9 protein-coding genes and 1 riboswitch are annotated in these 13,093 nt (G+C 51.6%); of the genes, 6 read left to right on the top strand and 3 right to left on the bottom strand.

Annotated features, from left to right (window positions below):
* Positions 1–149 precede the first annotated feature (149 nt).
* Together BM200_RS18390 and guaA are read left to right on the top strand one after the other, a co-directional pair.
* Positions 150–1,025 (top strand): polysaccharide deacetylase family protein, encoded by an 876-nt coding sequence (locus tag BM200_RS18390; RefSeq protein WP_091188122.1) that lies wholly within the window; start codon positions 150–152, stop codon positions 1,023–1,025.
* 105 nt (positions 1,026–1,130) lie between these two features.
* The gene (gene guaA, locus BM200_RS18385) at positions 1,131–2,666 is read left to right on the top strand and encodes a glutamine-hydrolyzing GMP synthase (protein ID WP_091188121.1); all 1,536 of its coding nucleotides are present in this window, start codon (positions 1,131–1,133) and stop codon (positions 2,664–2,666) included.
* 77 nt (positions 2,667–2,743) lie between these two features.
* On the opposite strand, the gene BM200_RS18380 is transcribed toward guaA, so the two are convergent.
* Positions 2,744–5,656 (bottom strand): S-layer homology domain-containing protein, encoded by a 2,913-nt coding sequence (locus BM200_RS18380; RefSeq protein WP_091188120.1) that lies wholly within the window; start codon positions 5,654–5,656, stop codon positions 2,744–2,746.
* Positions 5,657–5,849: 193 nt separating this feature from the next.
* Here BM200_RS18380 and BM200_RS18375 point away from each other — a divergent pair, with 193 nt between their 5' ends.
* From BM200_RS18375 to BM200_RS18360, 4 genes are all read left to right on the top strand, one after another.
* Positions 5,850–6,722, top strand: a complete 873-nt coding sequence (locus BM200_RS18375; protein ID WP_091188119.1) for an AraC family transcriptional regulator — start codon at positions 5,850–5,852, stop codon at positions 6,720–6,722.
* A 107-nt stretch (positions 6,723–6,829) separates the two neighbouring features.
* A complete protein-coding gene (locus BM200_RS18370; protein ID WP_425434581.1) occupies positions 6,830–7,792 on the top strand; it encodes an N-acetylglucosamine kinase in 963 nt (320 codons plus the stop codon).
* A gap of 137 nt (positions 7,793–7,929) precedes the next feature.
* The gene (locus tag BM200_RS18365) at positions 7,930–9,246 is read left to right on the top strand and encodes a 6-phospho-beta-glucosidase (protein ID WP_091188118.1); all 1,317 of its coding nucleotides are present in this window, start codon (positions 7,930–7,932) and stop codon (positions 9,244–9,246) included.
* Positions 9,247–9,468: 222 nt separating this feature from the next.
* Positions 9,469–9,569, top strand: a riboswitch (purine riboswitch).
* A 258-nt stretch (positions 9,570–9,827) separates the two neighbouring features.
* On the top strand, positions 9,828–11,213 hold the full coding sequence (locus BM200_RS18360; protein WP_091188117.1) for an NCS2 family permease: 1,386 nt from the start codon (positions 9,828–9,830) through the stop codon (positions 11,211–11,213).
* A gap of 123 nt (positions 11,214–11,336) precedes the next feature.
* Here the strand turns inward: BM200_RS18360 and BM200_RS18355 are convergent, their stop codons facing one another.
* Positions 11,337–12,413 carry a phosphodiester glycosidase family protein gene (locus BM200_RS18355; RefSeq protein ID WP_091188116.1) on the bottom strand — a complete coding sequence of 359 codons (1,077 nt, stop codon included), beginning with the start codon at positions 12,411–12,413 and terminating at the stop codon, positions 11,337–11,339.
* Positions 12,410–12,835: a hypothetical protein gene (locus BM200_RS18350; RefSeq protein ID WP_091188115.1), complete on the bottom strand. Its 426-nt coding sequence runs from the start codon at positions 12,833–12,835 to the stop codon at positions 12,410–12,412. Before BM200_RS18350 ends, BM200_RS18355 begins: the two co-directional genes overlap by 4 nt.
* Positions 12,836–13,093: the final 258 nt, after the last annotated feature.

Genomic DNA, 13,093 nt, shown 5'->3' with positions numbered 1-13,093 from the left:
TCGCAGTGTTTTGGACAGGCAATCAAGTCCTGCTAGCCCGCCTCCGAATCAACTAGGGGAAGGCATTTTTATGAATAGACTCCACGCTAATTGCCATTCTAATAAAATGGAAAACTACGACATGACTATGTACAGAAGGGAGATTTACCATGATTAGAGGCTTAGCAGTTTTCGTTATAGGCGGCATGCTTGCGCTTGCGGCAGCGGGATGCGGCAGTCATACGGGGAATGAGCGTCATCAAGGCAAAGAGGCGCTCCCTCAGCCCAATGCTTATTCCAATGACGAAGGAATGCCTATTCGCATACAGGAAGATGCGGAGGATGATACGCCCGAGCTGGTAGACGGATCGGAAAAGGCAGTCCGCAAGGAGGAGCCGCTGACGCTCGCGGAATTGCGCGAGAAGTATAAAAGCACTTTTTTGCTGCAGGGCAGCTCCAAAGAGAAGCGCGTAGCGTTGACCTTTGATGACGGTCCGGATGAGACGTTTACCCCGCTCGTGCTTGACGAACTCAATAAAGCCGGCGTCAAAGCGACATTTTTTGTCGTGGGCAACCGGATTGAAGCTAACCCGGATATTATTCAGCGGATCGTGAATGAAGGGCATGCAGTCGGCAACCATTCCTACAGCCATCCGAACTATTTGAAGCTGTCCGACGAAGAGTTCAGGAAGGAAATTGACACCACCGACAAGCTGATTCAAACCTACATCGGGCACCGGCCGTCGCTTGTAAGACCTCCTTATGGAGGAGTTACGGAGAATCAGATCAATTGGCTGGCCAGCATGGAGAAAAAAATTATTAACTGGAACGTCGATTCCCTGGATTGGAAAGGGCTAAGCGCCGATGAGGTTTACGCCAATATTATGGATGCAACGCAGAATGGCAGCATTATTTTGCAGCATTCCGCGGGTGGTGATGGCGAAGATCTGACGGGGACAGTGGAGGCGCTTGGGCGGGTAATTGCCAAATTGAAGGAAAAGAACATGGAGCTCGTAACCGTTCCGAATCTCATTCATCTGAAGTAGAGCCCAGATATGACGACAGAAATCGAGCTTTCCTCTGTTCTCCTACCTTGACTCGTCCGAAGGGCTATATATATAATTACTACATTAATTGAGGGAGGCTCGGTAATGAACAAAAATGAAATCATCATTGTTCTCGACTTCGGGGGACAGTACAATCAGCTGATCGCACGCCGCATACGCGATTTGGGCGTTTACAGCGAACTGCTGCCATTTAACACGTCGGTAGAACGGATCCGTGAACTGCAGCCGAAAGGCATCGTATTCTCGGGAGGACCGGCAAGCGTATATGAAGAGAAATCCCCGTTGGTTGACCCGGCAATCTACGATCTGGGCGTGCCGATCTTTGGTATTTGCTACGGCATGCAGCTGATGTCGCATCAGCTCGAAGGCAAAGTAGAGCGCGCCGGCAAACGCGAGTACGGTAAAGCAGAAGTTGACTTTGCAGAAGGCAGCCATCTGGCACAAGGCCTGGAAGCACGTCAAACGGTATGGATGAGCCATAGCGATCTTGTAGTCGAGCCGCCTGCGGGCTTCCGCGTCGACGCAAGCACCGAGCATGCTCCAATCGCAGCGATGAGCCATCCGGAACGTAAATTTTATGCGGTACAATTCCATCCTGAGGTACGTCACTCCGTGTATGGCAACGAAATGATCCGTAATTTCCTGTATAACATCTGCGGCTGCGAAGGCAACTGGACGATGGAATCGTTTATCGAAGATACGATCCGTGAAATTCGTGACGAAGTTGGCGACAAAAAAGTACTTTGCGCTTTGTCCGGCGGCGTTGACTCCTCCGTTGTGGCAATCCTGCTCCACAAAGCGATCGGCGATCAACTGACTTGCATGTTCATCGACCATGGTCTGCTGCGCAAAGGCGAAGCAGAAGGCGTAATGGAAACCTTCGTTGGCAAGTTTGACATGAAGGTTGTGAAGATCGATGCGCGTGACCGCTTCATGGGCAAATTGGCAGGCGTCGATGACCCTGAGCAAAAACGTAAAATCATCGGCAACGAATTCATTTATGTCTTCCAAGAAGAATCCGCGAAGTTCGATGACTTCGAGTTCCTGGCACAAGGCACGCTCTACACAGATATCGTAGAGAGCGGTACGGCTACAGCTCAAACGATCAAATCCCACCACAACGTTGGCGGTCTGCCTGAGGACATCAAGTTCAAGCTGGTTGAGCCTCTTAAAGCGCTGTTCAAGGATGAAGTTCGCAAAGTCGGCGAAGAGTGCGGCCTGCCTGCTGAGATCGTATGGCGTCAGCCGTTCCCTGGTCCGGGTCTTGCGATCCGCGTACTGGGCGAAGTAACCGAAGAGAAGCTGACGATAGTCCGCGAATCCGATGCGATTCTGCGCGACGAGATTGCAAAAGCTGGTCTCGACCGTGAGATCTGGCAATACTTCACCGCTCTCCCGAACATGAAGAGCGTTGGCGTTATGGGTGACGCGCGTACGTATTCGTACACGGTCGGCATCCGCGCCGTAACGTCCATCGACGGCATGACAGCCGACTGGGCTCGTATCCCTTGGGACGTTCTCGAGAAAATCTCCGTTCGTATCGTCAACGAAGTGGACAACGTCAACCGTATCGTATACGACGTTACTTCCAAGCCGCCAGCTACCATTGAGTGGGAATAGGCTGGAGCGGAATTCAGCAGTATAGAGTGAAAAACTCCCTTTTATCTGTTTTAGCAGATGAAAGGGAGTTTTTTGTTCTAAATATTTAGAGTGTCAAGCAGTGCATAGGCAATCTTTACGGCTTCGGCCCGAGTAAGGCTAGCATCCGGGCGGAACGTATTATCCAGATAACCGTCAATGATGCTTGCGGCAGCGGCCTGACCAACCGCGTCGATAGCCCAGGACGGGATATGCGCCGCGTCGGCGAATGTCTTGCCAGCGCCGGATGGAACGGAACCGGCGACTTTCAGGACGCGTGCGGATATAACAGCGATTTCCGCGCGAGTGATTGGCTGCGAGCCGTTAAAGACGGAGCCGCCGCTTGCTTCGAAGCCGGTCACGTAGCCCGCATCGGTAGCTGCTTTCACTTGCGCCTTGGCCCAAGCCGGAATAAGGCTGTCATCGGCAAAACTGGTCGCTCCGGATGCTGTCGGTAGTCCAAGCGCATCAGCAAGCAGCTTCACCCATTCTGCACGAGTAACCGGACGTTCCGGACGGAACTTGCCATCCCCATAGCCGGAGATCACGCCCATGCCGATTAGGCGGTCGGCGTACGGCTTTGCCCATGATGCGTCGAGATCCGCAAAGGATTGTGGAATATAGCTGAACACTCCAAAGGTCGTAAAATGTTTCACGTCGACTGTAATGGCCGTTCCGTCGGCCTTCCCGCCGAGGAATATCCATTTCTTCAGCTTTTCATTGTAGTAGTATACAGCTGGCTGACCGCCCGGTTCAGCCGAGTTCATCTTGTAGTTAAACGTCAGTGTCACCGGCTTGCCGAACGTCGTACCCGCCGTGCTCGTCATTTCGATGATCGGGCTTAGCGATCGCAGATTGCCAAGCGGCGGCTGTTGGCCGGCGGAGAGGATACTCGCGCCAATTGTACCGCCTGAAGTGACGGCGCCGCCCGGCAGCTTGAATGTCACGACATCCTTCAGGCTGCCTTCTGCGCCTTTGGCGGGATCGATGTTGACGGACACCGTTGTCGCTGGGGCCTCAGGCTGGTTCGGCGTCGAGCCGCCCGGAGTTGAAGTCACAGGGAGCGCCTTGACCGTGACAGAGAATGTCTTGAACTCCGACACCCCGCCACGCGATACCGTCGCCTTAAGCGTTACGGACGCATTCGGCTGACCCGCGGCAGGACGCGATACCTTGGCCGCACCATTCTCAATTGAGATTGCGTTTGATGCGTCAGCCGTTTCTTCCCAGACGATTGCCGCACCGTGCTCGCCTTCAGCTGGCAGAGGGATATTTGCGGTAACCGAGCTAACATCGCCAAGCGTCAGCTTGCCGAGCGTGTCCGAAACGGCTTGCTCATCGCTGTACGCGGCGGCATCGACGAAGATCGGATTGGAGTAGAACCACAGGTCCTTATAATTGCGGTCATTAATTTCATTGAATCTTGTCGTTACTTCTGCCGTCGTCGTTTTCAGATCGATCAACGGGTTGCCATCCTGTGTCTCGCCCGGCACATTCATGCCGAGATTTGTGCCTCTCAGGCGGAAATACTGATCCTTGCTTGCCCGCGGCAAATCATACGTGATGACGTTATAGCCATTTGCATCCGTTGTCCAATCCTCGCTCGTGAACGTGGCGACGACATGGGCGGAATCGTTCGTAGCCTTGTCGTAGGCAGGCGTTCCCTTCTCCGCCGGGCCTGTTACATCACCGGCGATCAAGTCGATATGATCGACGGAAGGTTTAATGCTGCCGAATTGCCCGCTGTTGATCGGATTTTCATAGTTGTTTGTTTCCGGGCTTTTAAACTTGATGGTAAGCGTAAGCTTATCGCCTTCGGTTGCCTGCAGGCTCTCACCCATTTCGGCATCTGTGCCGCCGTCTGCAACGCGGAAGTCCAGCGCGCTTATCAGATCACCAAAGACGGAGAACGATTTGCCTGATCGCATGCCGTCCAGGATATCCTGCGTATCTCGCCCTTCGGACCAAATGTAGTTTTTGGCGTATTCGCCCGGCCAGTAGCCGCTCGAATTCGTGTCGATCGTCTTGAAATGGTAGTCAGAGTTAGCAAAGTTCCAGAATTTGCGGCCTTCTCCGAGCAAGGCATCCCAGACGCCGCCTACCTTAGCGACCATATAATCAACGCCTCCGTAGGAGCGGTACTTGTAATTGTCGTTGGCCGTCGGGTTGGCAGGGTCGTATGCTGTGCCGTATCCGCCGCGATCCGGCTCCATTTGGTTGCCGAGCATGCCCTCGAAGCCAAAGGCAATATCGGGAGCAGTATTGTTGAAGTCGCGGAAGTCCGAAATTTTATATTTGCCCACGCCGCGGGAAGGGTGGTTGACAATCATGTAGCTGGATTCCGGATAGTTGCGCTTAAGCCAATTGATGGCAGTCAGGCTGTCTGCATGTGATGAATACGCACGGTCGTCGGCAGCTTCCCACTGGGTGACGTCATCCGGATTGAACCAGGTTGCATCGCGGTTCGTGAACAGGTATTCGAATTGGTTGGCCGCCTTTAGCGCTGAGCTGGAGCCGGGCTCATCCGTCAGAATGCCGACGGAGCCGTGCTCGTGCGACGGGATGTCCCATTCGAAGCCGGAGAAAATCGTTTTTCCGGCATATTTGCCTGCCTCCTGAAGCGCCTTCGTCTTCGGAACCTGATAATTGAGCAGTCCGCTCGATAACGGAATAGGTCCGCCGGGAATGTCGGCGCCTGTATCGTCCCGCTTGGAGGAGCGCAAATGATCGGCCAGCATGATGAAATCGAGGCCGTAAGTGGTCAGGCCGTGATCGAGCACGGATTCCAGCGAGCTTTGGGCATCGTCTGATTCAAAGGTATGGGCGTGGAATTCGCCAGTCAGCCATTGGCCTTGCGGGGCTCCATTATCGGCTGCCGCTGCTTGAGGGGATGGAACAGTAAGTCCCGTCGACAGAATACTTGCCGATACAAACACAGGGAATATAATTCGAGCTTGCTTGTTAAATTTCAAAATGTCATGCACCGCCAGTCTGCGAATGTATTGCCCAAAGATGAAGTAGGGGCATTAAGAGTGTACAAGACCATTATCAGAGGGGGATTAGGAGGAGGAGCGGTTTTGTTAATTGGCGGTAAATATTGAAATTGACCGGCGAGAAACCGGTGCTATACTACAATTAATTAACAATCCTCCAGGAGGCAATCCCATGAAGCCTGTTCCTGACATCTCGCGCGACCTCATAGAGCTGCCTTCCTCCTTTCCGATTGTCATTTCCCAGACGGAGGGCGTGAGCCCATTGTTTCAGCGGCTGCATTGGCATGCGGCTCTTGAGATTAACTATATCAGCCGGGGCAGCGGCTATTATCTGATCAACGGCACACGGTACGAGTTTCGGGAAGGGGATATTATCCTCATTAACTCGAATGATCTGCACCGCGCCTTTGAGAATGAAGAGCTGATGATGACGGTCATTATGTTTGATCCGGCATACTTTGCGCTGGAGCAGCGTTATGATCCGGAGCTGCTAATTCCGTTCCGCGAGATTGGCATGCGGTTCGATAATCTCCTCGACCGCGGACATCCGATGCTCGCCCGTCTAGGCGGAGCGATCGAAGAGATGCGGGATGAATTCACCCGCCGGGAACCGCATTTCGAGGCAGTCGTCCGTTCGCAGCTTGTGCAGTTCATGGCGTTTGTTAACCGATATTTTGCGAAGGAACAAGAACGCGGCGCCTCGCATACCCGGGGGATGGAGACAGTCCGTCAGGTACTGAACGCCATGGAGGCCGACATTGTCCGCCCGTGGACCTTGAAGGAGCTTGCCGCATCCGCACATCTTAGTCCGTCGCGCTTCAGCGCCTTATTCGTTCAGACGGTTGGCACTTCTCCGATGGATTATTTGATCCAGCTTCGTTTATCGGCCGCAGTTAGCTTGCTGGAAGCTTCCGACAAGAAAATTATCGAAATCGCGGATATTTGCGGATTCCGTAATTTATCTAACTTTAACCGGCTGTTCAAGCAGCATATCGGCAAGCAGCCTTCGGATCTCAGATCGCATACTTTAATTGAAAAACAGTAAGATAGTATCAGAACATCGTTCTTTATCAGTAGAGGAGCGGTGTTTTTTTTTATATGCTGGTATTAATCAAACAGCACTTTTATGAAGTCGTCAGGAGCGTGGCTATTATGTTGTTTCTTGGAATAGACGCAGGCGGAAGCAAGACGCATGCTTTGCTTACGGATGAGAATGGCCGCGTGCTTGGCAAAGGAAGCGGCGGCAACGGCAACCATCAAACCGCGTTTGAAGCGGCTCGGACCGAAATTGACCGGGCATGCGCAGAGGCGCTTCGGCAGGGGGGAGCAACCAAAGAGGAAATTGACTTTGCCTACTTTGGCCTGGCCGGAGCGGACAGGGAGCCTGATTACGCGATTCTCCGCCCGATGATTGATTCGCTGGATTTTCCCCGCCACGATATCGCTTGCGATACGATGATTGGGATGCGTGCGGGTACTCATCAATCCTATGGGGCGGTCATTATTAGCGGAACCGGCTTTAATGCCGCTGCGCGTAATGCTAAAGGCGAAGAGCTGCAGTATGGCGGATTCGGCTATTTGTTTGGAGACGGTCAAGGCTCCGGTACGGATCTGGCGATACATGCCTTTCGAAGTGCCGTCCGCAGTTGGGAAGGACGGGAGCAGCCCTCGATTCTGACCGAGCTTGTCCCTCAGGAGATGGGGTATTCTTCCGTCCAAGCCATGTATGATGACGCGCTGGACCATGGAGTAAGGCCTTTGGAGTCACTATCCAAAACCATGTTCAAAGCCGCATTGCTGGGAGATGCCGTTGCGATAAGGCTGCTGGAAGAAGCGGGATACGAGCATGGAAATGCCGTGAATGCCTTGATCAAACGGCTTGGCATGGAACAGGACAGCTTTGATATTGTGCTGACGGGAAGCGTACTCGCGAAGGGCAGCTCACCGCATATGATAAATGCGATCAGGACTGAAGTTGCCTGTACTGCACCTCATGCAAAGATCGTCAAGCTGACGATTGATCCGGTCATTGGCGCGGTGATGAGCGCGATGGACAGCAGCGGCATCCAGATTTCGGCTGATACGGATGCGGCATTACGCCGGATCACTTTTTAAAGTCAAGAATCATCATGAACAGCCTATATGGCTGTTTGGGTGATCATTCTTTAAGTTAATGCTTACGACGCAAGAATCATCATGAACAGCCTGTTTGGCTGTTTGGGTGATCATTCTTTTTAGGAGGCATGAGATAGATGTCATCAAATCCAAAACAAGGTCTAAAAGTTGCCGTAATCGGAGGCGGCTCCTCGTATACACCGGAGCTGGTCGAAGGCTTCATAAACCGCTATAACGAGATGCCTATTCGTGAGCTGTGGTTAGTTGATATAGAGGAAGGGCGCCATAAGCTGGAGATTGTCGGAAAGCTGGCGCAGAGGATGGTGGAGCAGGCTGGGCTGCCAATCGATGTGCGGCTAACCCTTAATCGGCGGGAAGCCATTGAGGGAGCAGATTTTGTCACCACGCAGATGCGGGTAGGGCTGCTTGAGGCAAGACGCCGGGATGAGCATATTCCGATCAAGCATGGCGTAATCGGTCAGGAAACGACTGGGCCGGGTGGAATGCTGAAGGCGCTTCGGACGGTCCCTGTTATTTTGGATATATGCCGGGATATAGAGGAGCTTGCGCCCAATGCCTGGATGCTGAACTTTACAAATCCGGCTGGTATCGTGACGGAAGCGGTGCTGAAGCACAGCAAGGTGAAAACAGTAGGGCTGTGCAACTCGCCGATCAACTTCCAGAAGTACCTGGCCAAGCAATACGGCGTTTCGGAACGCGAAGTGCTGCCGGAATTTGTAGGAATCAACCACCTTCACTGGATTACGGCAGCATACGTAAAAGGGGAAGACAAATTGCAGGAGATGATCGGAGGCGGCAAGGATTATTCCGCTACAAACGTCACCGCTTTCGATTGGGATCCGGACTTTCTGCGGTCGCTTGGCGCGCTGCCGACCTACTATTTGCGCTATTTCTATATGACCGATACGATGTTTGCCGAGATGAAGGAGTCACTGGAGAAGAACGGCACTCGTGCCGATGTCGTCAGCCGGGTAGAGGAAGAGCTGTTCGAGCTGTACAAGGACGTTAACCTGAAGGAGAAGCCGAAGCAGCTGGAGAAGCGGGGAGGAGCGTTTTATTCCGAAGCAGCGGTTAATCTGATGCATTCCTTGTACACGGATCGGCGGGACATCCAGACGCTTAACGTCCGCAATGGCGGCATTATCGACTTTCTGCCGGAGGATGCGAGCATCGAGGTCAATTGTGTCGTAACGGCACAAGGTCCTGTACCTCTGCCGCTGCAGCGCGTACCTGAGCATATCAAGGGATTGCTGCACGCAGTGAAAACGTATGAGTCGCTGACCATCGAGGCCGCTGTAACAGGAGACCGGGGGACCGCCCTTCAGGCGATGGTGCATCATCCGCTTGTGCCAAGCGTTTCTGTCGCCAAAACTTTGCTTGGTGAAATGCTGGAAGCCAACAAGAAGTACTTGCCGAGCTTCTTCAAACAATAAACAATCCTTCAAAAAGCCGCTTCCTGCGGCTTTTTCTGCTGTCTCAGCCCTTCTGTGCTCACCATTAATCGTTCATAGATGTAACTTTATGCCAAAGTCGGGACAAATGGACTACCATTTTTTCGGTGAAAGACGAATGTTGGCTATGTGAAATAACACGAACGTTCGTAAAAATTCGTTGACAAGGAGCATGTTCCTTATTATATTAATTTACGGATAACAACTAATAAAATAATAACTTTTCGTATAATCTCAAGAATTGGCTTGAGAGTCTCTACTAGATCACCGTAAATGATCAGGCTACGAAAAGAGTGGAAGAGTGCCGCGCAATGTCATTTCGTTATGATACGGAATGACATTGACTCGGTCCGCGGTATACTTTTCCCCTTTTTGCAGAGCCTAGGAGATAAATGCGTATTTACGCATCTTTTCCTGGGCTTTGTTGCAATTCTAAGTCTTTATGAGTTTCTTATCTCATAAAGAGAGCTTAGAATTCTTCGAATTGAAACGCGCGGCGTCACGATAGGACGGCGCAGCCGTTTCACCTTGGCTTGTACACATTTTGGGGGGTTAATGGGAAAATGGAACGGTTCTTTAAGCTCAAGGAACATGGTACAAATTTTAGAACGGAAATTATGGCGGGTCTGACCACCTTCATGACGATGGCTTACATCCTGGCGGTCAATCCGATCATCCTGACGCCAACTGGTCTTGACTGGACGGCAGTATTCCTGGCGACAGCAATTGCAGCAGGTATTTTCACGATTGCAATGGGCTTGTTTGTTAACTTCCCGGTTGCTTTGGCACCTGGCATGGGTCTTAACGCATACTTCGCTTCGACCGTTATTGCTTCGCAGGCTACGGATAAACCAATATCGATAGCAATGGGTCTGACAGCGGTATTTATCTCGGGTATCATCTTTATCATCCTGACGCTGACGCAAATCCGCCAAATGCTGATCACCGCTGTTCCAGACAGCTTGAAGCATGCGATTACGGTTGGTATCGGTCTTTTTATTACAATTGTCGGCTTGAAAGGCAGCGGCCTGATGACGGTTGCCGTAACGGCCTTTGGCGATATTAAAGCAAATGCCTATACGGATGTTTCCGGTTCGGAAACGGTCATCCATATCGGCAGCTTCGAGAATGAAACGGTTATAATGACAGTGGTTGCTTTGTTCATTATCGGTATTCTGATGGTACTGCGTGTACCGGGCGCGATCCTGTGGGGTATTCTTGGCACAACAGTTATTTCAATCATTCTTGGTCAAGTTGACGTGAAGAAAACCTTCACTGACAACAACTGGGCACCTGACTTTACTACGATGAACATCGGCCACTTTGATTTCCCTGGCGTATTTGAAGTTGGTATCATTACAGTCGTATTGACCTTCACGTTCGTTGAATTGTTTGATACTTTCGGTACGCTCGTTGGTACGGCAAACCGTGCCGGCCTTATGAAAAATCCGGAAGAAGGCAAGAAACGCATTGGTAAAGCGATGTTCGTTGACGCCTTCGCCGTAAGCGGCGGCGCATTGCTGGGCACAAGTACAGTAACGGCTTTTGTAGAAAGCTCCGCAGGCGTTGCGCAAGGCGGACGTACAGGTCTGACTTCAGTGACAACAGGTGTCTGCTTCCTGCTCGCGATTTTCCTGTCGCCAGTCGTGGCACTGGTTCCTGCAGCAGCAACTAACGCAGCACTCATCATCGTTGGTGTGTTGATGCTTCAATCGGTGAAGGAAATCGACTTCTCCGACATGGTTTACGCCATTCCTTCGTTCCTGACGCTGGCGCTTATGCCGTTCACGTACAGCATCGCTAACGGTATCTCGTTTGGTATCGTATCGTATGTTGTTCTGGCGACAGTCGCTAACGTATCGAACAAAGGCAAATATAAAGTTCACTGGCTCATGTGGATACTCGCGATTCTCATTATCGGACGTTACGTCTTCATGGGAACAGAGTAATATTATAATAGCAGGACAAAAGCAGCGCTGGACCGGCGCTGCTTTTGTTTATGAGGAACTATGGATTAACGAGTTGAACAGAACAAGCCCGACTTCATGACATGAAGCCGGGCTTGTTTTTGTTTATTTAAAAAATAAGAAGTGCGTTGGCAGCTTCCGAAGCTGCCCGTCGGACGGCTTGTTGATAACGCGTCCGTTCCAGATCAGTGACGAAGAGCCGCCCCCGTCAAGGTTGTAGCCGTCTTCGGCGCCGAACCGCTGCAATAGCAGCTGCATCTCGGCTAGTGTCGCGCCGGAGCTGCCGCCCTCGTTGCGGCCGTCGGCTACTATAATTAGCAGCTGTCCATCCTTGTAGTTGGCAATAACCGTACGCGGCGCGCGCGCCGGACTGACCTGCCATTTCGTCGGGATCGTCGTCGGACTGCCGTTCTTCAGCAGCACGGGGACAAACGAAGCGCCAAACTTGACGTTTAAGCTGTCGAGCTGCTGTTTGTTCGTGAATTTACCGCCGACAAGCTTGTTGCTGGCATTGAGACCAACGAAGAACAAGTCGGCACGGGTTGGCTCGAAGCCTTCTACATAGCTGCCGTTCACTATCGTTGTGCTTAGCGGATACCGCTTGCCGCCGCCGTCTGCAAAGCCTCCTGCATTAACGCCGGCAACAGCGCCGTTACGCTGTACAGCTGCGAGGGTCGTTTCGGCACCGCCAATTTTATCCTTGCCGAGTACCATTTTCATGGCATCGTTTGACTTCAATTTAATTTTCAGTGCATAGCTTTGGAAGTTGTCGGCCTTTATGTAGAATAATTGCGCACGCAGCTTGTCCGAGCTGATCGTGCCTGATGGGGTCCCCAGCCGTCCCGTAATGATCCTATCATAGACAATTAAAGGACGGTTAGCTTGGGCAGTGGCTGTTTTCACGATTTGGGTCATGTCCGCATTCGTCTGGTTATACAGCTTCAGCTGTTTCTTGATAGAGGCACTGGTCTTGGCAGCGATCTGATGGGCCGCATCAAGGCCGCTGGCAATCGATTTTGTGTGATCTGCCGCAGCCTCCTCCTGCTCAAAACTTGCCTCAGGAAAGCTGCTGCCTGGGAGTATAATCGAAATATTGGATACCATGAGCCATAACAACATAGCGACAAACGGTGTGCAGGCCAGCAGCATCGTCCGGTTTAGCATTCGAATGGATGGACTCATTTGAGCACATCCAGATTTTTCTGCAGTTCGTTCAGCTTCTTCTTCACTTCGTTCAATTGGCTGTAAAGCTTGTTGCTGTTATCGGTTTTGACATCAGCGTTATCTTTTGTGAAGGTCAGCAGCTCATTTAGCGCTTCTACCTTGGATTCCAATTGCGACAGATCATCTTTATAACCGGTTTCGAGCTTGGTTATCCGATCCTCGTATTGCTTCTGCATTTCGGCAATCTGGCCTGCTGTCTGGCGCTCCACATCGGCAGCAATCTGCTGCTGAACATGCTCGCTGTACAGCTTGGCGCCGGTAATGCCGGCGGCGATCAGAATGACCCATACGCATACAAAGATGACAAAGGCACGCTGCTTGGCAGCCTTGCGTGGTCTCGACTCATAAGAAGCACTTGTGTCTAAAGCGGTATTGCTCATAGGGCGTTCACCTCGTTTTCATTCATTAGAAGAGGCAAGTGAACGGACTGCAAAAATAAGGGTAAAACTAGTCTAACATCTTCGACGCAAGAACGATGCCGATAGGTTGCTGCTGTCACTACATTGTAACAAAGATTGCTAATTAAGGTGCCATTCATTTTGTGGGAATTGAAGGATACGTTATAATAGTAAAGATGAAGCTAATTAGCTCACGCTTACGAAGTAAGGATTGCTCACAATTCTTATAAGGAGGTTGCC

Origin of the sequence: Paenibacillus catalpae (genome assembly GCF_900112695.1) — a bacterium.
Classification (GTDB): domain Bacteria; phylum Bacillota; class Bacilli; order Paenibacillales; family Paenibacillaceae; genus Pristimantibacillus; species Pristimantibacillus catalpae.
Note: the sequence above shows the minus strand (reverse complement) of the source record. Positions and strands in the feature narration are given on the sequence as shown.

Coding starts and splice junctions, on each gene's coding strand:
- guaA (WP_091188121.1), top strand. CDS start 1,131: ATGAACAAAAATGAAATCATCATTGTTCTCGACTTCGGGGGACAGTAC.
- BM200_RS18370 (WP_425434581.1), top strand. CDS start 6,830: ATGTTGTTTCTTGGAATAGACGCAGGCGGAAGCAAGACGCATGCTTTG.
- BM200_RS18365 (WP_091188118.1), top strand. CDS start 7,930: ATGTCATCAAATCCAAAACAAGGTCTAAAAGTTGCCGTAATCGGAGGC.
- BM200_RS18375 (WP_091188119.1), top strand. CDS start 5,850: ATGAAGCCTGTTCCTGACATCTCGCGCGACCTCATAGAGCTGCCTTCC.
- BM200_RS18360 (WP_091188117.1), top strand. CDS start 9,828: ATGGAACGGTTCTTTAAGCTCAAGGAACATGGTACAAATTTTAGAACG.
- BM200_RS18350 (WP_091188115.1), bottom strand. CDS start 12,835: ATGAGCAATACCGCTTTAGACACAAGTGCTTCTTATGAGTCGAGACCA.
- BM200_RS18355 (WP_091188116.1), bottom strand. CDS start 12,413: ATGAGTCCATCCATTCGAATGCTAAACCGGACGATGCTGCTGGCCTGC.
- BM200_RS18390 (WP_091188122.1), top strand. CDS start 150: ATGATTAGAGGCTTAGCAGTTTTCGTTATAGGCGGCATGCTTGCGCTT.